Origin of the sequence: Enterocloster bolteae (assembly GCF_002234575.2) — a bacterium.
Taxonomy (GTDB): domain Bacteria; phylum Bacillota; class Clostridia; order Lachnospirales; family Lachnospiraceae; genus Enterocloster; species Enterocloster bolteae.
Window position 1 is genome coordinate 5,966,845 of record NZ_CP022464.2, and the last position, 23,272, is coordinate 5,990,116.

A 23,272-nucleotide genomic window follows, 5' to 3' on the forward strand; every position below is an offset into this window, starting at 1 on the left:
TTACCGCCTCCTCTGTGGTTCCATGGCTGTGAAATTGAGGGACAGGCCATCCAATCCCCAAATATTTTTACCTCGCCTTATTCTAAGCTTATCCTTCCCCTGGGTGATATAGGCTTGGAAGGTCAATGTCTCCTGACCATAGGGGAAGGTCATCTCATGACTCGCATAATTCGGATCCGAAACGGCATCATAGAACGCATCATACGCTGCCAGGTCTTCCGTCTTAGGGTATACCTTCATCGTGTAGTTGTAGAAAGTCCCTATGATATCCCGGTCCATGGCATAGTCTAAGGTACGTCCGGACTGTTCCGTATCAGTCACCGCAAAACTGCGTTCCAGAGAATCCTTCTCTACCTCAACGTTGTACACCTTTCCATCCAGCAAAAATACACTGTCCATATTAGCCTCCTACAATTACCAGGCTTACACCTTTGCGCGCAGCCTCTTTGTCCAGTTCCGGTTTCAGCACCCGGGCCAGTGCAGCCAGGTTCCCGGTCAGATTCAGGACAATCTGTACTGGCTTATTCCCTTCCGCCTGCAGGCGGCTTATCATTTCTTCCATCTTGCCTATCAGGTAGCCCATAGCTTCCTCCTGGCCATAACCTGCCATATTCCTCATGCTGGAGGACATTTCCCCAGCTCTTGGTGGCACAATGGTTCCACTGGCCATCCTGGGCAGGTATGATGCTGCATTCGGGATATTAATACCGATTGGCAGCTGCACATTTACACCGTCAAACACGTCCAGGACGCCATCCAGCCATTTCTGAACCGTGCTTCGGGATGATGATGCCATAGCACTGATGCCATCGTTAAATCCACGCACAACGTACTCTGCTATGCTGTAAAACTCCCTGGACGGAGAGTTGATATCAAATTCTTCTTCCGCTGCTTCCATGGCCTCGCGAGCCCATTTGCGGATTGCGTTCTTAGCCATGTACGCAAAGTCAGATATTCCGTTCGCGAAGCCTTCGTTGATGCGTCTGGCCATATTGTAAAAGGCCGCATACATGCCACCGGTCCCTTCAGGATTGCTGTCTCCCCAGAACCACTCCCGCACATTTTTAGCCCAGGCTTCCATTGGTGCCTGTGTTTCCGTGTGACTTCCTTCAATCTTGACCTTGAATGCCTGGATAATAAGGTCTGCAAACTTTGTCCAGGACAGTTCATTGACTCCCTGGGCTTCATCCGCGCCCACAAACCACTTCCGGACATTCTCCGCCCAGGTCTGCATGACCGTTTGGGACTTCGTATAGTTCTTGCTGACCGAATTGTTAAACCCGGACAGGATGCTTGTTGCCCACTGCCTGGCCTCCGTAGAGTCTCCGGTACTGATACCAAACTTATTAGAGAACCAGCTGGCCACACCCGACGCCCAGGACTGAACCACGCTCTGGGAAGCTGCCTGCTCATTGGTAACGCCCTGATTGAATCCGGCCACGGTATTAGAACCGATGCTGGCCAGCACGGTTGACGGACTGTGAATGCCCAGCAGGCTCTTGATGCCATTCACGAACGGGTCTGTGATGTTGGCTTTAATGAATGCTCCTGGGTCAGAAAAGAATTCCTTGACGCCCTCACAGAAACCTTCCCAAAGGTATTGTCCCATACCGGCCATGACGGTTGACGGGCTGTGGATTCCAAAACCTGCCTTCACGCCATTGATGAATGGATCCACCACGTTGGTCTTAATCCAGGAGACTACCCCCTTGGCAGCATCTACAATCCCCTTTAGCATTCCCTCCCATACATCACCACCACATTCCTCTATCTTTCCGTTAAAATAGTCCTTTGCTTTTGCAAATCCGTCTGCTATCAGAGTACCGATAAAGTTAGCCAAGGCTCCAAAAGCAACACCCAACGCAGAATATAACAGCGTATAAATTTTCCCTGCAAGGCCAATCCAGTCCACCGCCTCAATACAGTCAACAATGCCCTGCACAAAAGATGCCCAGTCTGTCTGTTGCACTGCGGTTATCAAGAAGTCAAGGATTCCAATTACAAATGTGCTTAGGGCCTCACCTGCCTGCGCCCACTGGAAGGTCTGGAAAAATGAGCTGATACCCGTTGCCACGTTATTGCCAAATTCTGTCCAGTCAAACGTGGACGCGAATTCAAGGAGCAGAGCAAATGCGCCGTTAAGCCCAGCCGCCATAAGATAACCGAACTGTCCCCAGTCAATTGCTCCTGTAATGCCCATTAGGCATGTGGCCAGGGCAGCTCCAATGGCTCCCCAGTCCGTGCCAATAATAAATCCCAAAAGGCCGGATATCTGCGCCTGGAAGTATGCTCCAATGGTTGCTCCCACAAGATTCCAGTCTACGGTATCAACCATCCCCATAAGACTCTGGGACAGGGCATTTCCCAGCATGAGCCAATCAATTTGTGTCAGCAGCAAGTACAAAGTATTGGCCAGGGTATTAATTCCCGTCCCCATCATAATACCAATTGCATACCAGTCAATCGTGGCAACCAGGCTGTTGAGCATGGTCGTAAACGCCGTTATGAAAGCCGTTATCTGCGCCCCGACATTATCCCAACTGATAAATTCCGTAAATTTCTGTACTGCCTCATTGATTTTCTCACCAATGAGTTTTCCAATTCCTTCCCAGTCCCCAGCTGCAAACATTTCTTTCAGCTTGTTGGCAAAGTCGCTGATTCCCTTGTCTATACCGACAGTTTCAAACATGTCTGAGGGGCTGGCACCGCCGCCCCCGCCTCCGGAGGCATCCGCGCCCTGCTGTTGTATCTGTACAAGGTCATCAAATGGAGCGAGTGCCTTTTTTGCATCCTTGCCGGCCTTGCTTGCAGCTCCTCCTGTTTTTTTAAGACTGGCCGCATAATCTTCATTGGCCTTTTTTGCCCGGATGTATGTGCTCCCGCCTCCCAGCGCAGAAAAAAACTGGTTGATATATCCCACTGCCGTTGCCAGGAGATTAATCAAAGTATTAAGTACCGGAGCCACATAGGACAGAATGGGTGCGAACGCCGCCGCAAAACTATTTTTAAGGTAGGTCATGTTGGTCATCAGACCAGACATAGACTGGTTTGCACGGTCCGAATACTGCACCAGGTTCTGCATACCTTCCCTAACGCCTTGGATGGCCGCCCTCATGGCCATGCGGATGAGCATGAGCTTGAACATATTAGACAGCTTCAGAATGCTCTTGCTGACGTTATTGGAAGACTTCCCCAGTCCTTTCAAGCTGGATACTGCCTGTTTAGCCTTATTGGCCAGACCTCGACCAATACTTTTTGCAAAGTTACCAACCGCGCTTGCAGCTTTTAAAAATGCGGATTGCGTTGTTTTGGAAAACTTTCTTGTTTCACGTCCGGTATCTGTCAGTGATTTCTGATAGTCTTTTAATACCGAATTAATCTGAGCAATTTCAGCAGCATTACTGTCATACTCCACATGCCCCAGGCCGATACCCTCTGATTGCAACTCCTTCTGTCGTTCTTTTAATTCTTGTAGGCGCTTACTTAATTCTACGATTTTCTCATTAGCCACCCCGGCTTCCTGCTCGATTTCATCGCCATTAAGTGCCGCGCCTGCCTGGGAACCATATTCCTGGACTGCCTCGGACCAGTTGTGGATTTCTGCCGCCGCCTCCCCAAATACAGCTGCCATAGCTTTAGGATCATACCCCATTGATTCGGCACTGTTAGGAACTGCATACGCTTCTATTGGGGTGGTCTCTACTGCTTCAATATCTTGCACATGGAGTTGCTCTATCTGCTGTTTCAGTTCCTGGGCTTCCAGGTCCATCTTGTTCAAAGCAGCGGCCCCCTGTTCACCATACTGCTCAACTGCCTCCGCATAATTATGTATTTCAGCCGCTTCCTCTCCAAAGACTGCAGCCATAGCCTTTGGGTCGTAATTAAGTGATTCCGGGTTTGTTGATACAGCCACAGCTTCCACAGGTTCTGTATCAGCGGCCTCCATAGCCTGGACACGAATGGCGTCCATCTGCTCCTGCAGACGTTTCACGTCCTTCAATGACCCGTCAGCGGATTCCCCAATGGATTCAACTGCATCCGATGCCTCTCCCGCACTCTGGGCAGTTTTTGTTATCGCCTGTCCTGCTCCATTGAACCGGCTCAAGATGTTAGATGATAGACGGTTTACTGCGCCCGTCAGCCTGTCCATTGCTTTTGACAATGTGGATATTCCTTCTTCAAATCCTTCTACGTTAATTTTTGTATCAAATTTCAGGCTTCCATCTGCTGCCATACCATCACCTCCTGTACAGGCATAAAAATAAGACGCCCATACAGCGTCCTAACCTAATAAATTATTCCAGTAATCAATCTCCGCCTGCTCCTCCTCGGTATACCGTTTCCTGATATCACAGAGTCTGCGGTTATTCCGGTAAAACTCCTGCTCCCACTTCTCCAGCTTCTTTCCCTTTGCCTTCTTCTGACGGATTCCTAAAATTGTGGAAAATGTCCCTTCCTCAATCTCCATAAAATATCCCGAAAATGTCCACCAGTGTATATATTGGGTTGCTCTGGTCTCCATTCCGGCCACTTTGTTGATGGCAGGGAACAAAATGGGTTCGTCCTGCTCCCAGTCCATCACCTTCCTGGCCGGCTTCTTATCGTCATCCTCCTGGCCGCAGTCCACAAACCACTTGGCCTGTAGGATAGCCTCCTCCAAATGTTCCTGCGGTATCTGGCTAAAACCATCCCGGTATAGTCGCTTCATCAAGATTTCCAGTTTTTCTGCAGGTGAAAGCTCCGGGTCGGAACAGGCCGCCAGGAAAACCAGTATGTTCCGGTAATCGGTTTCAATGGGATAGCTTACCCCGCCCACGTCAAGGCTGGTTGGCAGCTGGCCAATCATTTCCCTATATCCTCCAGATACTTCCTGGACTTTTCCCGGTTCTTCCTGGCATACTCCTCGACAGCAGGCTTCATCAGCACAAGCAGGCCCTCCAGCACCCCTTCATACAGGTATTTCTGGCCAACAATACAGAGCGGGGACTGACCGGCAAATATCGTGTCATATACATCCGACAGAAAGATGCCATTGAACGCCTTACGCATTTCTCCGGAAAACTCAGCCACGTATGCGCCGTCCCTTTCCATATCGCTTTTAGGGGTTCCATCTGGATTCAGTTCAATCCCCTCTGGGGGACTGTAATCCTTAAAATGTCTCTGTACATCCAGCACACGGTTGATGATTTCCGGGTCCGCCGGGTTGAACCGGATAATCCGCGTCGGGTCGTCATTTACCGCGAAGCTCTCATAGCCATCATCAAACAACAGGCTCTTCATTTTTTTTGCCATCTTGTTTTACCTCCTCTTTGACTTCTGCCAGCGGCACAGCCGCCGCCGGCTCCGTTCTTCATGTATCTGCTGTAAATGTCTTTGTAGCAAGTACAAACTTACCCTTAACCCTGTTTCCAGTATGGTGCACATTAAACGGAATCTGGTACCCAGTGGTATCTCCACCATAGCTGGATACCTCAATGATTGCATCTTCCTTATAGGCCACATAGGTGCCATCCGCTGCTTCAACTGGTTCCCACAGATGTACTTCCACCACACTGGTCTTAAGGTCATCCAGGGTCTGTCTTTCATCCACAATGTCCTGCAGACGGTCAAACAACGGCTCTCCAATCTCAGCATAGTACGGGTCAGCGGATGCCTGGGGCTGATAGCTGTCCAGGTTGACGGATGTCTCTCCCCATATATTATTTTTGGTTTCCACATTGGCGTTCATTTCGACAATGTACTCTTCCAGGTCCTTGCCCAGGCGGCTGTATTCAGCCTTGCTGGCAGATGGGAGGGCTGCATCAATATAGTGTGCCATCCACTTTCTTTTGATTTTTCCTGCTGCGGGAATTGATTCCGCAAACAGCTGTAAGTTCATTTTACGCATGGTTATTCCTCGCTTTCTATTTGGTAGGTCACCTGTATTTGTATCTGGTACAGGATTCCATCATTAACAGTCTCACCCATGGGCTGCATGGCCATTGCATTGGATGTGATGGCTTTTATAAACCTGGCCTCCATCTCCTGGTTGCCAATATTGGCACTAAGCCCATCCTCCTCCGGCAGCTGTTCCAGCCAGTATCCCAGTTCCAGAAGGAAATTGCTGTTGGCCAGCCGGCAGTAATCCGTGAAGGATGGGGCCACTGCATACATAGCAAAGTTGTGGCGCCGCGTCTGGTTCCCCAGCATGTCCTCCTTGACCAGGCTGTCCCCAGTGCTGGACAGGCCATAACTGGAGCCTGGCTCCGTGAAATCCACATGGATATCTCCGTCAACCAGAAACTCCGATATTTTGGGATACTCCGTCAGTTTCTGGCGCATAAAATCTATGATTGTCATACCTTCCCTCCTCTATTTACCAGGGCCTGGGCCGCCTGTAGTATGTCGTCCTTGTGGTCTGCCTTCATCCGCTCAAACCACTTTTTACCACGCATGGGAGCGCCAGCATAAGTCAACTCCCGGTCTGTGGGGACTTTTATCTCGTTTTTCTTTGCCCAGGCGCTGCCCGTTGTCGGGGATACATACAGGATACCCTCATGCAGATAATTGGCATATGGTCCAGGTATGTCAATCTGGCCGGATCCAATCACCGTGGCCATGACCATCATATGCTCCAGTTCCCCCGCCTGCCTGCGCGGCATGTAAGCGCTCATATACCGCATAGTTTCATTGTCCACCAGTTTCTGTACTGATCCGCCTTCCTGCAGTCCATGGTTCTGCAACACAGCCTCAGAAGGCAGCATCTTAAGCTCCACCTTCACAGTCTTACCTCCTACTTGCAGGCCAACTCATAATGTTGTACTGACTCGCTGCCATACAGCCTTTCATCTACTGTGGTCACCGTCAGGAATCTATGGGCCGTCTTAAGGGCCGCCAGGGACTTTGACATGGCCTCCTGGCTGCTGCAGTCTACCTCATCCTCAATGATACCCTTGACAGCCAGGTCCTTGCCCTGGGTCAGTTTTATGGTCCCAGCCAGGCTTTCCATAGGGATGACCAGAAGGACAGATGTGCCCTCCCGCTGGCCAGTCTTAAGATAGGTGGACTGCCTCACGTCCTCCCAGTACACACCCTCTATGGGTATCCTGGTGTACATCTCAGTCTTCCCATTCTTGCTGTACAAGTACAGCGTTACATCCGCATTGATATACATATCACACCCCCTGATAACACAGACCGGTATGAGCCAGCCATTTCATAACAATGCTGCGCTGTTCCCTGCTGATTGCCGTAGCAGATTCCTGGGCACTGGCAAAACCGACTGAATATGTGCCAATCTTCTCCGACGTCTTCCCTCCGGATTCCTTCTGCTGCTTCTCCCTATGGTATTCGGATTCCGACAGTTCACAGCAGCACATCTGTACTTCCTCGGGAACATCTGACACACCTTTCAAGCGGTTGAATGTATACCGGTCAATGACCTGGCTGGCAGAACGTGCGTAAAAAAGGAAGCCAGCTGTGATGACCGGCTTCCTCCCCTTCAGGTAATCGTTGATATAGTACGTTTCGTCAGTGTATGCCCGCATCGCGCCCAGCCTCCTTACTGCTTAATCAAGGTTACATCCTTTGTCACTGCCTCAGCTGCCACAGTCACCGTCTCGGTAATCTGGCCGTATCCTGATTTCTTAATCTTCGCGGGGTATGTCCCTGCCCGCAGGTTAAACTCTGCCACACCGGACACGTCCGTTTTAACCCTGGAACCATTCACATCCACAATTGCCCCATCAATGGCTGCTGGTGTCTCGGCGTTGTCTTTAACTGTAAAGGTCACCTTCTGGGTTGTAACCGGGCTTGTAGGCTCCAGGTAAGCGAATGGACACCCTAAACGGTCTTCATCCATCCGGGTTGCCGGGTTCGGCAGTGCCCAGCCCATACGAAATACAATTCGCAGCGCCACCATGTCCTGCTGGGCCAGGTTGTACTCAATTTCCTTCGTTACCGGGTCCTGAATCACACCCTGGTCAAGAATCTTCACCGTCACGTCCTGACGGATGGAATACACCGCCTGTTTGAAATCACCGACAATCAGCTGTGCAATAGTGCTGTCATACGCTCCGTTCTGCGGGAAATACATCGGTGCCCCATCCAATGCATAATTTGTGGACCCCTGCATGTCGGACTTAAAGATGAGACTGCCATCAGTTGACCGGATGCCCCTCAGCTTTGCCCTCATGGTCATGGCGGCCAGGGCTCCGGTAGCCATGTAGCCATCTTCCTCCACCTTGGAGATGACACCGCCTTCGCCCAGAAGCAGATTATAATAATCCGGACTGGATCCCACAGCCACATTGTTTCCCGCCTGTCTGGCCAGCGTGATAATGTCATTCTGCCAGTTACGCGGGCGGTTCACGCCAAAGATGATGGCGCTATCCACGCGCTGTCCAATTGCCTCATTGACCCTCGGTGTGATCTCACCGAAAATATCAAACTCCGCATCATCCAGCACTGCCTCCGGAATCGGCACAATGACTGCCAGCTCTGCGGCCTCAATGAATACATTATCCCAGGCTTGCCTGGTGGTCTGTTTCATGCCGGTATCACCGTCCACCCAATATGCGGTGGGAAGGAAGTCAAGTACTCTCATTCGTGTCTGGTTGCTTGTCATGTTCGGCAGCTTCCGTGCCAGGGACATGAAAGTGGACTGCTTTGGCGCGTCCTGGAAAATGGTTGAAATAACCTGCTCACGGATAATGGCCTCCGCGTCGGCCCTGCTTGTAATATTTACTGGCATAATCTAAATCCTCCTTATTCTCTGCCCAAGATACTTCTTAAGGCATTATTTGCTTGTGTCCTTGTGTCATCTGTTTTCTCACCACCTGGCCCAGGAGTAGGCGCAACCACCCGGGGAATACCGACGTCCTGAAACAGATAGCCCTTATCCTTCTTAACAGCTTCCAAAGCAGCCTTGATATCTGATTCCTGGTTCTTGCTCCCCTTCAGCTTCTCCACATCCAAGAAGGGCATAACTGCCTTGATGTCCCTGGGCTTAAACCCTTCTGCGGTAGTCTTCAGCAGATCGTTAAAATCCCGCTCCGCCAGCTGCTTCTGATACTCAGCGTCTTTATTGGCCAGGTCTGTAGTTAGGGTCTGTATCTTCCCCTGGAGCTCCGATATGTTGACGCCTTCAAAGCTCTTAAGGGTAGCCTGCGCCGTGCAAAGCTGGGTTTTGTATGTGTCCCTCTCCTGCTTAATCCCATTGATGTCTTTGCCATATTCAGCCATGACATAATCAATCTGTTCCTGGGTTAACCCCTTTGCCTGTAAATCCTCTGTCTTCATCTTCTTTTCCTTTCCTGCCCGTCCTTAGGTTATTTGTAGGTGTGTAACCATTCACCAACGGCTAACTGTTTTAGGTCTTATCATCTGACCGATTTTTAAACATAATAAAAGCACCTGACTAGTCAGATGCTTCGTTCTCCCATTTATATTTATAATCCTTACATATATCCTCCGGCGGCTTTTGAGCTAATACAATTTCTCTCGGTATGCCTTGTGGATATACTCTGCATTTCATACCCTTTTCACAGTATTCACATTTAAGGCATATAGGAATCACAATCACTGCTTTCGCCACCTTTCAATATGTTTTATAACTAATTGTTTAGCTTCATCCGGAACAGCTTCATTATTTCTCATTTTTACAAATGCTTCGGCCAGGGTTTCAAATCCATCCTTCATGGCATCCGAATATCCGGATACTCCTGGAACATATTGACTTTCCAATCGCTCTTTGAAGGCATTGTATCCAGAAATAGTTTTAAATTGTTGGCCTGCCATTACGTGGGTCATTTCATGGATAGCATGGTCCTTGATGGTGCGGCCGGCAAAATAACCAGTCTCATAACCAGCCTTCACAATCCTTCTAAAATCAGAGAAATTATAGCCTTTATTGATTACGAACTCAACTTCCCTTGACCCATGATTATCAACTACCCTTGTCAGGTATGGGGTGTCTGGGAATCTGTCACTCACATCCTGCACTAACGCTCGGTCAATCCGAAGGTCATATTCCCGTTTCATTTCATCTATTCCTGATTGAATTTCATCGACTATATCTGGGGTAATATTTTTTGCGTTCAAGGCTTCATTTGGAAGTCTTATCTCTTTTATTATATCAGCTTTGGCAGCCACCGCAACTATATCTTTTGATACCCTCAGCCGTTCCCGTTGCTGCCGTAGCCCCATTTCTTTTGAAAAATCCAGATAGGTCTTATTGGTCAGCCGCAACCGGCATCTAGCCGCCGTGACATCTTCCTTGTCTGCTCCGGCCTTTTCCAGGAGTTCCACATCCTGTTTCTGCTTTCGGATGGTACGCTCCAGGCGGCGCTGATGCTGCAACGCCGCATAGGTGTCATATTCCCGGCCTTTATATACCTTTTTCTCATTTTCCTTCTGGTTCTGCTCTGCCAGCCACTCATCCGTGTATTTGCGCTTGCTTATGCCCGGTATAAAGGCAAAGGCGATGTGATAACAGTTAATTCCTCCAAAGCCAAGCATCTGCCCTTTTCCGCAAACGGTCCGCATCTCCTCACTGCTATAGACCTTCCCCTGCCAGCTCTGGTGGTTCTGATAGCCTGTCCCAGTATTTCTGGCCCCCATGTGCCAGTCCACCTCGCAGTAGTCTGTCTGCAGTGCCTCCATGTTCTTCTCGTTGACCTTATCTGTCATCTGGGCCACGCCCGTCATCACCGCGCGCCTTGCTGCCACCTCAATCCGGTCAGACTTTCCAGATGCATAATCCACCGTCCGGATGCCGCTGGCCGTCATCTCGTCAATCACCTCACCGATAGCCTGGCTGTATGTCCTGGCGCCGGTGGTGATTCCCAGCATGGCCTTGTCCAGGCTGCGCTCCAGGTATTCTGATAGTGGCGTGAATACCTTCTTGCTGCCGCCCATCGGCACGTTGAAGCCCGTTGTCTGAGTGATGTTTTCCAGTGGCCGCAGGCTGTCCTTGGTCTGTCTCCTGGCAGCATCCACAATCTGCTGCAGCCATTGGTTGCCCTCATAGGGCTGGTAGCCCTTGCCAGCAGCCTCATAGATTGCCTTGTTGCGGATGCAGTCAGACTTGACCGCCTGTTCATAGATGTCATCCACCTGAAGGCCCGCCTTTCTGATGCCCTCACCTATCAGCTGTTTAATTCGCACCCGGCCTGCTCCAATGGCATCCATCCTCACCAACAGCCAGTCAATGACCGGAGTAACCCGTGCAGCCTCCTTGATGCGCTGTATAATCTCATCCATGATGGACAGCTCCAGAGCCGTCATGGTGCGCTCCAATGGTTTGGGCAGCTTCTCCAGCTCCTCTGGTGTCAATCACATCACCGCCTATTCTTCTGTCATTGCCGGTTCCGGCAGATTCTTGACCGCCTCTTCCAGTGTTTCCCCATAATACTTAGCCCGATACTCTTCTAATCTCATAACTCCCATCGCTACATCCTTGCGATCCTGCTCCCGCTCAGTCTCTGCGTCAACCATCACACTGTCATCCCAGTCAGATGACACTTCGCAATCATTACCGGCCGGAACCAATCCATATAATGCCGACCAGAAACTCATAGCATACACCAGGTCTTCCAAGGCATCCTGCAGAGCCATTTGGGTGTCCGATACCATCACATAAGAGCGCTGCTTGCTGGTCTTAATCTCAGTGGCTGTCTTATCCACGCTCTGTGGGTCTGACAGGGTGCCATAGGCCAGGTTACAGTTGAACTCCACCAGCTTCAGCTGGTTATTAAATCCGTTAAACAAGGCTGTGTCCCTTATTTCTGGGCTGAAGGTGTCAATGAAAGGCTTATCCGCGGCGCCCGTATTGTATTCCACGTTTCGGTATAACCGTTCCTTACCTCCCGGATACTCAAACTTGTCTCGGTCCTGGTTGTACTTTAGCAGGGAGGTGGCAATATGGACAGCCAGCTGTGTCCCCTCATACTCCCAGCAGATGTTGGAATAGCGCCTGTCTGCCTCCCGGATCAGGTCCACGGCCCTGGAAAACACAGATACGCCCAGTGGGCTGTCGGAATCGTCCGCATTGGCCAACGGTACCTTAAAGTACCCAAACAGCAACCGGTCTGCCCCCTCAAGTAGCAGCTCCGGAACCAGCTCCGACCACCTGTCTATGGAGCTGACCACCACTTCGCTGCCAAGGCTGTAATCATTTGTGGCCACAAATGCACGGTTGGTAATATGTACCCGTTTTCCCTGCAGCGTGTGTACCTCCAGCCTGGTATATATCTTCTGACCCTTCCGGAACTGCTCTGTGAATACACACTGCGTAATCCGACCGGAACTATCGAAAGACAACGGGAAGAAACAATCAGCCTGTACAAACTGTACTTCAATACCCTGCTGGGTAATGTACGGCTTCATCACCAGGCCGCCTTTAGCACATCCGTATTCGACATACCGGCGCAAATCCTTGATCACCTTACGCTGATATTGCTCATTTAGGTAATCCGCCGCCGTTCCACCTGTCACCTCAGATTTAAGCTCCAACGTCACCAGGCGCGCAATCTCTGAGGCAATGGCCGGCGCTAAGTTCGCACTGAGCACGTCCTTGTTATTCACCCAGGGGGACCGGTTCTCATACATCCGGGTCCACAACTCTATCTGGTTCGCCATCTGGGATGTCAGGCACACATCCACCTGCGTGTCCGCATCCTTATTCAGGACATTCGTGATTAAGTCCAGCATCTTTGTGAATCTCATCGTCCCCTCACCTCCTATCCATACTTTATGAGCCTGCTAATCTGCCGTTCAAACGTATACTCAAAGCTGTCCAGGCTGTCAATATCGCTTGTGCCATCATCTAACCGGACATTCTTCGTCAATTCCTTTGGGTCCCACACGGCTGTGCTCAGGGCATCCACAAGGCTCTGACACTCTCCCTGGACATAATAAAAACGCCCCTGTGCCATCAGTATGGCGGTGGCGTTAATCCTGTCATTAATTTCAGTCTTCAGTGCATTTTCTACACGTACCCATCCAAGTCCATGTTTACGCAAGCTGCTCCGGATGCCAGCTATCAGCGTCTGCTCTGCGCTGTCTGCATACACTGTTGTAATGTACCCGTACCTGCTGATAATCTTCTGGCAGAAGTTACAGAACATGGTCCCCAGCATTTCTGGGTCAATCTCTATCTGATTCCCCTTCTCGTCCTTGCAGCCAATCCATTCTGATGCCAGGACAACCACGTTATGGTATCCCCTGGTGATGGCTGTGGCCGTGAAGGCATGGCCGGAACCACTGCCGCCAAAATCAATCCCCAGAATAATTTCCATGATGTCTTTAGGTTTATCTGTCAGGCGGAACGTGTACTGCTTGGTACTCGTATCATCAGCAAACCGGCGATAGATAAGGCCGTTGGCCACCACGCGCATTCCCTTGATGTCCCGGAGGTACCAGATACTGTTCTTATCATACCGGCTTTCTACCTCCCGCAGACGCTCTGGGGTGATGTTGATGTTGTCGTAGATGGTGCAGTGCATATAGTTGTATCCGCCCGGGAAGTCCCCTGCATCTGCCTGCCTTTGATACTTGTCTATATACTCCGCATAGATGGGTGCTCTTGGGTTATCCGGATTCAGGTCCCAGAACACCTTCAGGCGCTGGGCTGCCAGCTGACGGTTGAATGCCTCCTTGATGGTATTGTCATGATGCAGGTTAATCTCAGTTGCAATCCACATGCCGTAGGAGTTACCACGAATCTTTTTATAGCTGTCTTCTTTGGCAGCTCCCGCAAATATGATAATCTTCTGCTTCCACCGGGTATCCGGTCCCTTGATATACAGAGCCTCATTGTCTTTATACTTCCCCCAGTGGCATTGACCACGGAATATCCATTCAAGGCCATAGCCATTGGCGTCACCGATGTTAAGCTTGGCGTTGGCCATCGTGGATCCAGTGGCCAGGTGGATCCGGTCTGGTGTGGTTTTTAATTCATGGGCGAAGGCAAACACGTTATCCACTGTCTTGCCGGCACGGACCGCACCTTCCGCCACGTTATACATACAGGCTTCGCACCTGCGTATATAATCCTTGTGCTTTTCGGAAAAGTTAAACGGGATGGTCTTTTTCCTGACAAACCTATTTACCGCTGCCATAGATATCCCCCTCTATCTCCTCCATGTCCTCCAGCTCCTGGTTGTTCCCGGTTAGCTTATCCGTCTGCGCCCGGAGCTGTGCAATCCGCGCCTTCTGCTCCTCACTGGCCAGCTCCCAGTTTTTATGCAGGAGCTCATCATACTGTTTGATAAGACCCTCCAGCGTTTTCTGGGCTCTGGCCTGCGCCTGCAGGAAATTTCCCTGCTTGTCCCAGGCCTGCTGTACCTCCCAGCGCTCCTCTGTGACCGTCTCCCCATCCTTATGGCCTATCTTAGTGATGGTTACATCCTTCTGGTCCCTCACATACATGATGGACTGCGCCCGGATAATGGCGGCATAGGCTATCTGCACCTGGTCCCATAGGATGTCCAGCGGGTCCGTGGGCATCTCCTGGATAATGGAAACGGTCTCCTCAGGCAAGTACTTGCTAAAGAAACCGTATTTTTCTGCGTTCTTATTCTGTTTTGGAGCCCCATGGCCAACAGCATTTTGATTACCCGCAGGAGCTCCTTTATGATTAGTAACGTTACCTTTCGCATTTGGTAACGTTACTTTATCCCACTTGTCTTGATTTTTCCATTTACGAATCTGTTCTTCTGATACCTGCAGCTCGGCAGCTATGTCTTTCAACTGGCGTTTCCGCCCACTGTCCAGCCATAGCTGCAGCGCTTTGTCCCTGTTAGGGCTCCTGGGTCTTGGCATAATCACCACCTCTTGTCATGGCATAATAAAAGCACCTGCAGGTATCCGCAGATGCAAAAACTTATAAATGTACATATTTTGCTTGACATATACGTACGTATATGCTATAATTAAATCATAGAAAGGAGGTGAACACATGAAAGACTTACCAAAGAAAATCAAAAAGCTCAACAAGTTGTGCGACCAACTCATTGAGCTACTGGTAAAAGCATACATCATCCTACTGGTGATTGAAGCACTTACCAAAATCGTTTAGGGTTTGGGGCGCGAGCCCCTTTCCTTCCAACAATATTATACCACAAGTCTTTCATGATAACAATGCTCAAAAAGAAGCCAATATTAGGCAGTATCCTTTTAGCATCAAAACTGCTGGTAATTATAATACTTTTGTATTTAATAATCAGCAGTACCATCCAATTTATCAAATATTAGGAGGCCCTACATGTCTGAAGATAAGAAATATACATCTCAGCAAAAGCATCTACGCACTAAGTATGTCCGTTTTCCTCTTGACTTGAAACCAGAGGTCCTGGATGCATTCAAGGCCAAATGCGACATAATGGGAACTACTCCCACAACTGAAATTAAAAAATTCATAAACAATTTTATTTCGGAGGATGAGGCGGCCGATTAGGCTGCCTTTCCTTTGTTTGTTTTGGGGTATGGAATAGGAGCCTCCCGAAGATGGCCCCTTTTGACACTCCAAGTGTTTTACTCATTTTAATTCTTTAAGATTCCTTTCGATATCATCTAATTCATCAATCACCTTATTACGCTCCCTATCTTCTAAAACTTTCAAATCTACACATAAAAAATATTTAATCATCATCCACACCGTCCCTCCTAATGCACACGACAGTATTGTAATTATTAAATCAAATTGATCAACTTTATCAGGGGACAAATCATGCCACACCCACTTGCAAACTAAAAATACAACCGCTAATATAAATATAGTACCTATTCCAATAATAATATAGTTTATTCTTTTCTTTTTCTTCGCTTTGTCAGCAATTTGCCGCAGCAATGCATCTTTTTTTATCTCGAGCGTGGCAACTCGTTTTCCCTTTTCATAAGAAAATTTTTCTGCATCCTCTTTTCCGCTTCGATATCCCTCTACATTTCCAAGACTATATCCATCATTATATTCATTTTTTCTTATTTCATCAACAGCTTTATCATACGCAATCCTAACCTTTTCCTGTATCTCTAGTTGTTCGTTATCCTTTGTTATTAATAAATTTTCGTCTGTTAAAATATCAATAACACGATCTTGAATTTCTCCCTTTTCTGTTAACTGGGTAATATCGTATATAATCTCTTCTGGAGTATAGTTTATAGTTTGAGTATATCTTAATTTCATAAACTCTACATAAGCCTTATAATCATCTTCTGTACGACCAGTTAATTTCAAGAGTAATGAATACCAAATACTTGGAAGGACCACATATGGAACTTCCCCCAGAAACATTCTATCCGCCCATTCAACTAATCCATGATCTGCGGAAATCATATACTCATTAATTTCCCATGCATTTTTTCCATTCTTTTTTCTTTCATCCAAGAGATGTAAAATATTATTAATGTCGTACTCTACATTTACCCTATTAATGCTTCGACGATTACTGTTACTACTATTACGTTTAAAACATTCGAGATCATCTACAAGAATCTCAAATTTTTCTTTATCAAAAACTTGACTATTCTGTATTGTTACTTTTCTGAAAGACGCAATAGTATCTCGGAGTTGTCCCTTTAGATAATATAGAAAATCATTCCATTTACCGTAAGATTTATTTTCTCCAGCCCACTTATAATATATATCATAAAATCCATTATCATCTTTAACATCATATAATTTCTTTATTTTTGTAGGCGATGCATTAGTTACCTGTAAAACTTGTTTGATTTTATCAACGTAATACACAAATGTTTCTGTCAACTCTTTATATGTAACATTTGTATATAGTAATTCTATACCTGTTTCTCTACATTTTTCTACGAATTCCTTCATAGCCTTTCTACGTGACTCATTATTTATTCCCATTAAACGATAAATAACATTTGCATCAATGTAAAACTTTTTGCCTTTTAGCAACGCTGTAAAAGAATTTATATTTTTTTTAGTAGTTAATCTACAATAGTCCACGCTGAATGCTATTAATCTAAAAAGAATTTCGTTTTTCTCTTTGTCATCCCAATCTAAAAAGTCATTAATAATTCGCCTTTGTTCATTTGTATAACCACTATCCTCATTTTGAATCTCTAACATAGCCCGTTTTTCTATATCGAGAAGATGCAATAAATCTTTTATAATTACTATCTAAGAGATTATACAAATAATTACAAATTAATTGAAATAAATCTTCATGACCGTAACCTTCAATTTGATAGACTAACAAATATTTGTCAATCAGTCTTTTTATATCATTGTTACTATTCCTTGTAACCTTTTTACATCCCAATTCATCTAAGGTGTACTTATCATTATACTTAAATATCAATCTGTCTGATTCACAATTTTTGAGTGCACTTTCTATTTCGTTAACTGTAAATTGTAAATGTATAGTTTTTTCTACCAAATCCTTCAATTCATCTGCTGTATATTGGTTTGGACTTCCATCATTATATAAAAGATATAGCAAAATATTGGATAAATTCTTTATAAAATTATCATGACTTGTATTTATTACAAGAGCCATTCTTAGCATATTTTCATTCATTCAAAATACCTCCCCCTGCATATTATTAATATAATATCATGGAGTACAGGCATCTTCAATATATGAATCTCTAAATTCTTCATATGACATAATATACGTAGGAAATTCTTCAGCAAGCATTATGTGGAAAAGATACATAGTATATTCTTTTTTTACATCATTTTCATTTATCATACTTTTAACCTTTTTATTATTAGTTTACACATAATAAATCTTTTTATTCATTTTATAAAGAAAAAAAAATTAGTCCCTACTAATTAAAATAGGGACTAATCCGAAGGAAAAAATCAAGGCTCTGTAATATCTGTCTGAATAGCGGGGGCAGGATTTGAACCTGCGGCCTCCGGGTTATGGGCCCGGCGAGCTGCCAGACTGCTCTACCTCGCAACAATGCGTACCTGCATCTAAGTACCCAGCATCTGGATACCCGATGCGCCAGTACGCCATGCTGACATATTCAGCGGTACCTTGTGCCGCAGTCGCAATGCCAGCGAGTCAGCCACCAGGGTGTGACACCTGGCGGCCGTTGCTTAAATGGGGGAGGATGCTTCCACCCTCTGGCTTCCGCATGATAGCATATTAGCACTTTTCAAGCGAACATGGCCGAACATTTTTAAATTTCTTCAAAAAATCTATTATTTCTTACCCGGCAGCTGTCCTCCGTAAACTTAACCCGCCTCTTTGGGAACATCCGGTTCATGGCCTGTGCCACCTTCCACCAAGGCAGGCCATCTATGTAATACAGACGGAACATGGTCCGCACCTCGCTCTTTGGTATGCCCTGTATATATTCCTCCGCCTGGCAGGTCAGCTCCAGCAGTTCCGCCTCCTTACGTTCCAGGAGCAGCCTGTACCGCTCCCTCAGCCGCTGCTTCCGGTAATGCTCCGGCACGGGGTATCCCGTGACCTTAATGCTTCCTATCGTCCCATCCCGCCTTGTACCCTTCACCGTATCTGATACCTGGTGCGGCTCCTCCAGGAACCTGTCCAGCTTCTGAATCCGTCGCCTTATGTCCTTTATCTCCTCTTTCATCTCGCAATACTGTATCAGCACCTCCTTATCCACCGGCATCACCTCCTCTTCCGCTTATCCCTAGATACCACAATCGGTATCCTGCCCAAATCGTGCCCGCATCCCTTCAATACTTGTGTCACCCTGTCCCATTCATAGGCCAGTTCTGACGCGTTCCCATCCTCCACCCTCACAAAGGTATATCGCTTTTGGTACAGGATACCCACATCACTGTAATGCTCTATCTGCTGCCGGTGCCGGATGCCCAGCATTACCATCAGCTCCGCTGCTCTGTACCGGCCGTCATATTGGCCACAATCATACAAGTCATAGTACACAGGTCTTGATGCCACGTACAATCACTCCCTTCGGCGGCCGGCGCAGCTCCGGAACCGGGCACAGGCTGGTGTACATGTAGGCCGGCGCCGTCCGGATGCGCTCCTTGATTGCTTCGTCCGCTTGGGCGGCCAGGGCCTTGCTGCGGTCGATGCGGCTGATCTTGGACTGCTTACTGCCTTTCTTTCTCATGCCCGCCTCCTCCGCCTCATTGGTATTCCGTGCATGCGTCTCCAGTTATTAGATGTCATCTGCGCTATAGTACAACACCCACATAGTACTGTAAATAACTCAACTGCCGGGAGTATCAAATCAACACAGGCAGTCAACTCCAGTGGTGCAAATTCCCTCCTTGCGTAATTCGTAAGTTCATCGTCATCTATACTACTTATAATATCCTCCAGTTGCTCCGGGAGCTCAAAGTAATGATTTTTTTCATCTTTTAAAAAATACTTCAATCAGGTACCTCCTAATCATCCGCATCAATCAGTATCTCCTTCTCTAAATTTCCACCAGCGTTCAGGATGTCCACCACAGTGGCCATAGCCATAGGCCTGTACTTTTTCTTTGGATACTGTTGGAATATCCCGCCATCAGAGTTATAGCCGTAGATATCATAATACTTGTTAGCAAGACGCTTATCCATCGGAATGGAACTGTTAGTCAGTTTCACCTTAACACCATCGGGGTATGTAAATATAATCTTCCACATCATTTAATCTCCCTTCGTATCGAAAATGTCAGTTTTGATTATCTGGTAATGGCATCCAGGCAACCGGATTATAAGTATCCCATCCATCAAAAAATATTTTCCGTCCTGATGATGTACTGATATAAAACGATACCGTCCTCATACCATCAGGCAATAAAATCAAGAGTTTTTCATCTTCCCGCATGACTCCACTGGTTTCTGGTAGCCGTTCTTCCACTGGTATCCATCTATAGTTATCCATTGACTCAAGCGCTTCTATTGCCATGATATTACGCTCTACAGTTCCATCTTCTTTTCCTGTCAAAAGCGCATTATCTATCTCAAATCCTTCAATTGCATCTCTGACCGTCATAATCTTTCCTTCCTCCGGTTCTCCCGGAAATTTTAACTTACACGATTATTCCACCGTTCAATTGTTTTCTCTTTACTTTCATCATGCCCCGCGGTGCAGTCACATCCAAAGTAAGTTTGACACTGTGGACAAACTACTCTGTATATGTTCCCGTAGCATTTTGTTATTGTTGGGAACTCATTTCCGCAGAATGGACACGGCTTCACTTTTTCCATATTGTTATCTCCCTCTGAAAATCCTAATCTACCCTATCAAGGGCAATGCGATAGTTTACAGTATCTTTTTCTATCCCTATGTACTTCCGGCCCAGCTCCTGGCAGGCCACACCTGTTGTATTGCTCCCCATGCAGCTATCTAAAACCGTATCCCCAGAATTGGTGTATGTACGGATAAAATACTTACATGCCTCTAATGGTTTTTGGGTCGGATGCAGCCTCTCACGCTGTGTATCCCATTTAAACCGTAAAACATCGCGAGGATAACGCTCTGTGCTCCCTCCTCCTGATATGCCAGTTCGTGTCTTACCATAATTGCTGCCATCGCTTACATGCTTGGTATAGCTGTGTACTGGACTATGTCCGGTTGTTATCTGCGGATTATAAGTAGGCAGATGCTTATAAAATATCAGTACATTTTCATGGCACTTCATCGGCATTTTAGCGGCATTCAGATGTCCAGTACCCTTTGTTTTTTCAATAATCCATTCATACCTGTACATTTTCAGATTACTGCAGGCGAGCACTTTATCAAATGGGGACTGTGCCCAAAGAGCTATACACCCATTGTTTTTAATAATCCGGCTGTAATGCTCCCACAACCGTTTAAGGTCAATCACGCAATCCCAGCCATTGCGGGTTGTCCCATAGGGTAAATCTGTAAAAATCATATCTATGGATTTATCTTGTATACCCGGAAGAATGTCCAGGCAATCTCCTAAAAATAATTCCATGCGTTCAAGGGGCCGCTGCAGCTTTCATCCGGATAGCCCGGCCTCCTTCCTTAATCACTCAAATAACGATTATGATAACAACTTATCCACATCCTTCAGTATGCCTTCATACCGTTCGGCCAGCTTCCGGTGTTCGCCCATCTCTCTTTTATACCGAACGGTCTTTGCCTTGTAGCGGCTTACATCCTTCTTTGCATTGGTCAGCTTTTCCTTGTTCCTGGTGTACACGGCATAACAGGGGCTCTGCATCCGCTCATACATCTCCTGCAGTTCTGCCAGCTCCGTACGGCAGTCCACATACTTCTTCGCAAAGGCTTTAGCCCGGTCCGTCTCATCCTGCCGTCTGTCCGTAAGCCATTCCCTGATTTCCCTGGCGTTCTCCTCATCCGGCCAGGAAGCTCTTACCCACTTAAGCATTTTACGTATCTGTGGCCTTCTGGCCTCCTGGAAGAAAGTCTCTAAGTTTATCTCCATCTTCCCGTTTGGGATGTTGAATCTAATTACCATCCTTTATTCTCCTTATCCTCGCCTTAAGGGACTCCATAAGGCCATCCTGGGTCTCGTCCTTTACCCACAGCTTCTTTACCACATCCTCGTCCACCGTGCCCTTCGTTATCAAGCGGTGTATGATGACCGCTTCCGTCTGCCCCTGACGATGCAGCCTGGCATTGGCCTGCAGGTACAGCTCCAGGCTGGGGTTCAATCCAAACCATACGATGATATGTCCACCTGCCTGTATGTTCAGCCCATGCCCCATGCTGGCCGGCTGGGCCAGAAGCAACGGAATCCTTCCTTCGTTCCAGTCGCGGATATCCTGTTGTGATTTAAGGGTCCTGGGATTGTAGCCCTTGAACCTTCCCATCAACCGGTCATAATCATGGCGGAAGTTGTAGAACACCAGGACCGGATGACCTCCGGATGCTTCCAAGATTTCCGCAAGTGCATCCAGTTTTCTGTCATGAAGGGGGATGACATTCCCTTCACCGTCATAGGCTGCCCCATTGGCCAGCTGCAAAAGTTTCCCCCATACAGCCGCCGCGGATAGGGCTGTGATTTCCTTACCATCAAGCTCCAGAAGCTTCTCTTTTTCCAGCTCCCTGTACTTCCGCATCTCATGCCTGTCCATGCTTACGTATACGTCATTGACAATCTGTGCCGGCAGGTTTAAGTAATCATCAGCCTTCATGGATATGCAGATGTCAGACAGTTTCTGCTCTATGGCCTCCTTAGCACCCTCCTTTGGTGTCCAGGAATATACCACGAACCCGTTCCTCCTGTCCGGAAGAAAATACCGGTCTTTATATCCGGTGTATGTCTTTCCCAGCCGCTCCCCCCGGTCAATCAGGTACACCTGGGGCCACAGGTCCAGCAGGCCGTTGGGCGCCGGTGTCCCTGTCAGCCCCACAAACCGTCTTGCCAGGGGACGTACTATACGCAGGCTCTTGAACCGCTTCGCACTGTTGGACTTAAACGATGACAGCTCATCCACCACAATCATCTCGAACGGCCATTCTTTCCCCGTAAGGTTCACTAACCAAGTTACATTTTCACGGTTTATGACATAAATGTCCGCATCTGCTTCCAGTGCTGCTATTCTTTCACCGGATGTTCCAAGGACCTTTGACACCCTTAGGTGCTTCAGGTGGTCCCATTTTTCTGTTTCAGTAGTCCAGGTGTCATCTGCAACCCGGTAGGGCGCAATCACCAGAACCTTCTCAACCTCAAAACGGTCGTATATGAGTTCGTCAATGGCCGTAAGAGTACTTACTGTCTTGCCTAAACCCATCTCCATAAAAAGGGCGCAGGCTGGAAGCTCTATGATCTTCTCAGTTGCATACTTTTGGTAATCATGCGGTTCGTAATGCATCCCTCATCTCCCCTACGTAGGCCCTAGCATCGTCCATCCCCTTCACCAGCCGGTAGTTGCATCCCAGCCTGATGAGGCGTTCCCTTTGCCATTTCTGGATCCTGGCCACCTTCCCCAGCTGCTGTTTCAGTTCCACGAACCACACCCTGCCATCTGGCAGGATATAAATGCGGTCTGGCACACCTGGGTTACCAGGAGACACGAACTTGAATGCCAGGCCCCCCATCTTCTCAATCTGTTTATTCAGCCAATCCTCTATATCCTTTTCCAACATTTCAACCTCACTCCTTCCTGGGACACACTCCGCGCGCACGCGCGTATATGACGTGTGTAAACGCGGTTTCGCGTGTAATTACACTATATTCTTTATTATTACAGCTCTATATAGAGAAGTTGTCCCGTTGTCCCGCGTACTGCATTTTTCCCTTAATTTATAATGGTTTTCAGTGGGACAACTGGCGGGACAACCCTTGGGACAGCTTTTTTGTTGTCCCGCCTAAATTTTTTTGAGGTTGTCCC

29 protein-coding genes and 1 tRNA gene are annotated in these 23,272 nt (G+C 47.6%); 1 reads left to right on the forward strand and 29 read right to left on the reverse strand.

What is annotated here, in order from left to right; genetic code table 11:
- The 15 genes from CGC65_RS27675 to terS all read right to left on the reverse strand — a co-directional run bounded on the left by CGC65_RS27675 (position 1) and on the right by terS (position 14,802).
- On the reverse strand, positions 1–399 hold the full coding sequence (locus CGC65_RS27675) for a hypothetical protein (RefSeq protein ID WP_002566819.1): 399 nt from the start codon (positions 397–399) through the stop codon (positions 1–3).
- A gap of 1 nt (position 400) precedes the next feature.
- Positions 401–4,234 (reverse strand): AAA family ATPase, encoded by a 3,834-nt coding sequence (locus tag CGC65_RS27680; protein ID WP_002566820.1) that lies wholly within the window; start codon positions 4,232–4,234, stop codon positions 401–403.
- A gap of 48 nt (positions 4,235–4,282) precedes the next feature.
- The gene (locus CGC65_RS27685; protein WP_002566821.1) at positions 4,283–4,846 is read right to left on the reverse strand and encodes a Gp15 family bacteriophage protein; all 564 of its coding nucleotides are present in this window, start codon (positions 4,844–4,846) and stop codon (positions 4,283–4,285) included.
- Positions 4,843–5,292 carry a hypothetical protein gene (locus CGC65_RS27690; RefSeq protein WP_002566822.1) on the reverse strand — a complete coding sequence of 150 codons (450 nt, stop codon included), beginning with the start codon at positions 5,290–5,292 and terminating at the stop codon, positions 4,843–4,845. Before CGC65_RS27690 ends, CGC65_RS27685 begins: the two co-directional genes overlap by 4 nt.
- Positions 5,293–5,350: 58 nt before the next feature.
- Positions 5,351–5,887 carry a hypothetical protein gene (locus CGC65_RS27695; protein WP_002566823.1) on the reverse strand — a complete coding sequence of 179 codons (537 nt, stop codon included), beginning with the start codon at positions 5,885–5,887 and terminating at the stop codon, positions 5,351–5,353.
- A 2-nt stretch (positions 5,888–5,889) separates the two neighbouring features.
- Positions 5,890–6,339 carry a hypothetical protein gene (locus CGC65_RS27700; RefSeq protein ID WP_002566824.1) on the reverse strand — a complete coding sequence of 150 codons (450 nt, stop codon included), beginning with the start codon at positions 6,337–6,339 and terminating at the stop codon, positions 5,890–5,892.
- The gene (locus CGC65_RS27705; protein WP_002566825.1) at positions 6,336–6,761 is read right to left on the reverse strand and encodes a minor capsid protein; all 426 of its coding nucleotides are present in this window, start codon (positions 6,759–6,761) and stop codon (positions 6,336–6,338) included. The genes CGC65_RS27700 and CGC65_RS27705 overlap by 4 nt, the downstream gene beginning before the upstream one ends.
- A gap of 11 nt (positions 6,762–6,772) precedes the next feature.
- Positions 6,773–7,153, reverse strand: coding sequence for a DUF6751 family protein (locus tag CGC65_RS27710; RefSeq protein WP_002566826.1), 381 nt, complete (start codon positions 7,151–7,153; stop codon positions 6,773–6,775).
- A gap of 1 nt (position 7,154) precedes the next feature.
- Positions 7,155–7,526, reverse strand: a complete 372-nt coding sequence (locus CGC65_RS27715) for a head-tail connector protein (protein WP_002566827.1) — start codon at positions 7,524–7,526, stop codon at positions 7,155–7,157.
- A gap of 14 nt (positions 7,527–7,540) precedes the next feature.
- The gene (locus CGC65_RS27720) at positions 7,541–8,731 is read right to left on the reverse strand and encodes a phage major capsid protein (RefSeq protein WP_002566828.1); all 1,191 of its coding nucleotides are present in this window, start codon (positions 8,729–8,731) and stop codon (positions 7,541–7,543) included.
- 14 nt (positions 8,732–8,745) lie between these two features.
- A complete protein-coding gene (locus CGC65_RS27725) occupies positions 8,746–9,279 on the reverse strand; it encodes a phage scaffolding protein (RefSeq protein ID WP_002566829.1) in 534 nt (177 codons plus the stop codon).
- Positions 9,280–9,558: 279 nt separating this feature from the next.
- On the reverse strand, positions 9,559–11,313 hold the full coding sequence (locus CGC65_RS27730) for a phage minor capsid protein (protein WP_002566830.1): 1,755 nt from the start codon (positions 11,311–11,313) through the stop codon (positions 9,559–9,561).
- A 12-nt stretch (positions 11,314–11,325) separates the two neighbouring features.
- Complete coding sequence (locus tag CGC65_RS27735) at positions 11,326–12,705, reverse strand: phage portal protein (RefSeq protein ID WP_002566831.1); 1,380 nt, start codon at positions 12,703–12,705, stop codon at positions 11,326–11,328.
- Between the two features lie 14 nt (positions 12,706–12,719).
- The gene (locus tag CGC65_RS27740; protein WP_002566832.1) at positions 12,720–14,099 is read right to left on the reverse strand and encodes a hypothetical protein; all 1,380 of its coding nucleotides are present in this window, start codon (positions 14,097–14,099) and stop codon (positions 12,720–12,722) included.
- Positions 14,083–14,802, reverse strand: coding sequence for a phage terminase small subunit (gene terS, locus CGC65_RS27745; RefSeq protein ID WP_002566833.1), 720 nt, complete (start codon positions 14,800–14,802; stop codon positions 14,083–14,085). The genes CGC65_RS27740 and terS overlap by 17 nt, the downstream gene beginning before the upstream one ends.
- A gap of 442 nt (positions 14,803–15,244) precedes the next feature.
- Here terS and CGC65_RS27750 point away from each other — a divergent pair, with 442 nt between their 5' ends.
- Positions 15,245–15,436 (forward strand): hypothetical protein, encoded by a 192-nt coding sequence (locus tag CGC65_RS27750; protein WP_002566835.1) that lies wholly within the window; start codon positions 15,245–15,247, stop codon positions 15,434–15,436.
- Between the two features lie 81 nt (positions 15,437–15,517).
- Here the strand turns inward: CGC65_RS27750 and CGC65_RS27755 are convergent, their stop codons facing one another.
- The 14 genes from CGC65_RS27755 to CGC65_RS27820 form a co-directional block, all read right to left on the reverse strand.
- Positions 15,518–17,074 (reverse strand): hypothetical protein, encoded by a 1,557-nt coding sequence (locus tag CGC65_RS27755; protein WP_002566836.1) that lies wholly within the window; start codon positions 17,072–17,074, stop codon positions 15,518–15,520.
- Positions 17,055–17,525: a hypothetical protein gene (locus CGC65_RS27760; protein WP_002566837.1), complete on the reverse strand. Its 471-nt coding sequence runs from the start codon at positions 17,523–17,525 to the stop codon at positions 17,055–17,057. The genes CGC65_RS27755 and CGC65_RS27760 overlap by 20 nt, the downstream gene beginning before the upstream one ends.
- A gap of 313 nt (positions 17,526–17,838) precedes the next feature.
- A tRNA-Met gene (locus CGC65_RS27765) sits at positions 17,839–17,912 on the reverse strand.
- A 226-nt stretch (positions 17,913–18,138) separates the two neighbouring features.
- A complete protein-coding gene (locus tag CGC65_RS27770) occupies positions 18,139–18,597 on the reverse strand; it encodes a hypothetical protein (protein WP_002566838.1) in 459 nt (152 codons plus the stop codon).
- Complete coding sequence (locus tag CGC65_RS27775) at positions 18,597–18,890, reverse strand: hypothetical protein (RefSeq protein ID WP_038282475.1); 294 nt, start codon at positions 18,888–18,890, stop codon at positions 18,597–18,599. Before CGC65_RS27775 ends, CGC65_RS27770 begins: the two co-directional genes overlap by 1 nt.
- Positions 18,865–19,065, reverse strand: a complete 201-nt coding sequence (locus CGC65_RS27780) for a hypothetical protein (RefSeq protein ID WP_002566840.1) — start codon at positions 19,063–19,065, stop codon at positions 18,865–18,867. The genes CGC65_RS27775 and CGC65_RS27780 overlap by 26 nt, the downstream gene beginning before the upstream one ends.
- Positions 19,062–19,331 (reverse strand): hypothetical protein, encoded by a 270-nt coding sequence (locus tag CGC65_RS27785; RefSeq protein ID WP_002566841.1) that lies wholly within the window; start codon positions 19,329–19,331, stop codon positions 19,062–19,064. Before CGC65_RS27785 ends, CGC65_RS27780 begins: the two co-directional genes overlap by 4 nt.
- Before the next feature lie 11 nt (positions 19,332–19,342).
- Positions 19,343–19,588, reverse strand: a complete 246-nt coding sequence (locus CGC65_RS27790) for a hypothetical protein (RefSeq protein ID WP_002566842.1) — start codon at positions 19,586–19,588, stop codon at positions 19,343–19,345.
- A 25-nt stretch (positions 19,589–19,613) separates the two neighbouring features.
- Positions 19,614–19,937, reverse strand: coding sequence for a DUF551 domain-containing protein (locus CGC65_RS27795; protein ID WP_002578462.1), 324 nt, complete (start codon positions 19,935–19,937; stop codon positions 19,614–19,616).
- A gap of 32 nt (positions 19,938–19,969) precedes the next feature.
- Positions 19,970–20,152 (reverse strand): Lar family restriction alleviation protein, encoded by a 183-nt coding sequence (locus tag CGC65_RS27800; RefSeq protein ID WP_080548672.1) that lies wholly within the window; start codon positions 20,150–20,152, stop codon positions 19,970–19,972.
- Between the two features lie 23 nt (positions 20,153–20,175).
- The gene (locus CGC65_RS27805; protein WP_002566844.1) at positions 20,176–20,886 is read right to left on the reverse strand and encodes a DNA-methyltransferase; all 711 of its coding nucleotides are present in this window, start codon (positions 20,884–20,886) and stop codon (positions 20,176–20,178) included.
- Positions 20,887–20,955: 69 nt separating this feature from the next.
- Positions 20,956–21,393 (reverse strand): hypothetical protein, encoded by a 438-nt coding sequence (locus tag CGC65_RS27810; RefSeq protein WP_002566845.1) that lies wholly within the window; start codon positions 21,391–21,393, stop codon positions 20,956–20,958.
- Complete coding sequence (locus CGC65_RS27815) at positions 21,383–22,753, reverse strand: SNF2-related protein (protein ID WP_002566846.1); 1,371 nt, start codon at positions 22,751–22,753, stop codon at positions 21,383–21,385. Before CGC65_RS27815 ends, CGC65_RS27810 begins: the two co-directional genes overlap by 11 nt.
- Complete coding sequence (locus tag CGC65_RS27820) at positions 22,734–23,027, reverse strand: PDDEXK family nuclease (RefSeq protein ID WP_002566847.1); 294 nt, start codon at positions 23,025–23,027, stop codon at positions 22,734–22,736. Before CGC65_RS27820 ends, CGC65_RS27815 begins: the two co-directional genes overlap by 20 nt.
- Positions 23,028–23,272 lie beyond the last annotated feature (245 nt).

What these genes read in the sequence shown, in the direction of transcription:
- CGC65_RS27675 (WP_002566819.1), bottom strand. Translation starts at nt 399, where the DNA reads ATGGACAGTGTATTTTTGCTGGATGGAAAGGTGTACAACGTTGAGGTA.
- CGC65_RS27680 (WP_002566820.1), bottom strand. Translation starts at nt 4,234, where the DNA reads ATGGCAGCAGATGGAAGCCTGAAATTTGATACAAAAATTAACGTAGAA.
- CGC65_RS27685 (WP_002566821.1), bottom strand. Translation starts at nt 4,846, where the DNA reads ATGATTGGCCAGCTGCCAACCAGCCTTGACGTGGGCGGGGTAAGCTAT.
- CGC65_RS27690 (WP_002566822.1), bottom strand. Translation starts at nt 5,292, where the DNA reads ATGGCAAAAAAAATGAAGAGCCTGTTGTTTGATGATGGCTATGAGAGC.
- CGC65_RS27695 (WP_002566823.1), bottom strand. Translation starts at nt 5,887, where the DNA reads ATGCGTAAAATGAACTTACAGCTGTTTGCGGAATCAATTCCCGCAGCA.
- CGC65_RS27700 (WP_002566824.1), bottom strand. Translation starts at nt 6,339, where the DNA reads ATGACAATCATAGATTTTATGCGCCAGAAACTGACGGAGTATCCCAAA.
- CGC65_RS27710 (WP_002566826.1), bottom strand. Translation starts at nt 7,153, where the DNA reads ATGTATATCAATGCGGATGTAACGCTGTACTTGTACAGCAAGAATGGG.
- CGC65_RS27715 (WP_002566827.1), bottom strand. Translation starts at nt 7,526, where the DNA reads ATGCGGGCATACACTGACGAAACGTACTATATCAACGATTACCTGAAG.
- CGC65_RS27720 (WP_002566828.1), bottom strand. Translation starts at nt 8,731, where the DNA reads ATGCCAGTAAATATTACAAGCAGGGCCGACGCGGAGGCCATTATCCGT.
- CGC65_RS27725 (WP_002566829.1), bottom strand. Translation starts at nt 9,279, where the DNA reads ATGAAGACAGAGGATTTACAGGCAAAGGGGTTAACCCAGGAACAGATT.
- CGC65_RS27735 (WP_002566831.1), bottom strand. Translation starts at nt 12,705, where the DNA reads ATGAGATTCACAAAGATGCTGGACTTAATCACGAATGTCCTGAATAAG.
- CGC65_RS27740 (WP_002566832.1), bottom strand. Translation starts at nt 14,099, where the DNA reads ATGGCAGCGGTAAATAGGTTTGTCAGGAAAAAGACCATCCCGTTTAAC.
- terS (WP_002566833.1), bottom strand. Translation starts at nt 14,802, where the DNA reads ATGCCAAGACCCAGGAGCCCTAACAGGGACAAAGCGCTGCAGCTATGG.
- CGC65_RS27750 (WP_002566835.1), top strand. Translation starts at nt 15,245, where the DNA reads ATGTCTGAAGATAAGAAATATACATCTCAGCAAAAGCATCTACGCACT.
- CGC65_RS27755 (WP_002566836.1), bottom strand. Translation starts at nt 17,074, where the DNA reads ATGTTAGAGATTCAAAATGAGGATAGTGGTTATACAAATGAACAAAGG.
- CGC65_RS27760 (WP_002566837.1), bottom strand. Translation starts at nt 17,525, where the DNA reads ATGAATGAAAATATGCTAAGAATGGCTCTTGTAATAAATACAAGTCAT.
- CGC65_RS27770 (WP_002566838.1), bottom strand. Translation starts at nt 18,597, where the DNA reads ATGCCGGTGGATAAGGAGGTGCTGATACAGTATTGCGAGATGAAAGAG.
- CGC65_RS27780 (WP_002566840.1), bottom strand. Translation starts at nt 19,065, where the DNA reads ATGAGAAAGAAAGGCAGTAAGCAGTCCAAGATCAGCCGCATCGACCGC.
- CGC65_RS27790 (WP_002566842.1), bottom strand. Translation starts at nt 19,588, where the DNA reads ATGATGTGGAAGATTATATTTACATACCCCGATGGTGTTAAGGTGAAA.
- CGC65_RS27795 (WP_002578462.1), bottom strand. Translation starts at nt 19,937, where the DNA reads ATGACGGTCAGAGATGCAATTGAAGGATTTGAGATAGATAATGCGCTT.
- CGC65_RS27800 (WP_080548672.1), bottom strand. Translation starts at nt 20,152, where the DNA reads ATGGAAAAAGTGAAGCCGTGTCCATTCTGCGGAAATGAGTTCCCAACA.
- CGC65_RS27805 (WP_002566844.1), bottom strand. Translation starts at nt 20,886, where the DNA reads ATGGAATTATTTTTAGGAGATTGCCTGGACATTCTTCCGGGTATACAA.
- CGC65_RS27810 (WP_002566845.1), bottom strand. Translation starts at nt 21,393, where the DNA reads ATGGTAATTAGATTCAACATCCCAAACGGGAAGATGGAGATAAACTTA.
- CGC65_RS27815 (WP_002566846.1), bottom strand. Translation starts at nt 22,753, where the DNA reads ATGCATTACGAACCGCATGATTACCAAAAGTATGCAACTGAGAAGATC.
- CGC65_RS27820 (WP_002566847.1), bottom strand. Translation starts at nt 23,027, where the DNA reads ATGTTGGAAAAGGATATAGAGGATTGGCTGAATAAACAGATTGAGAAG.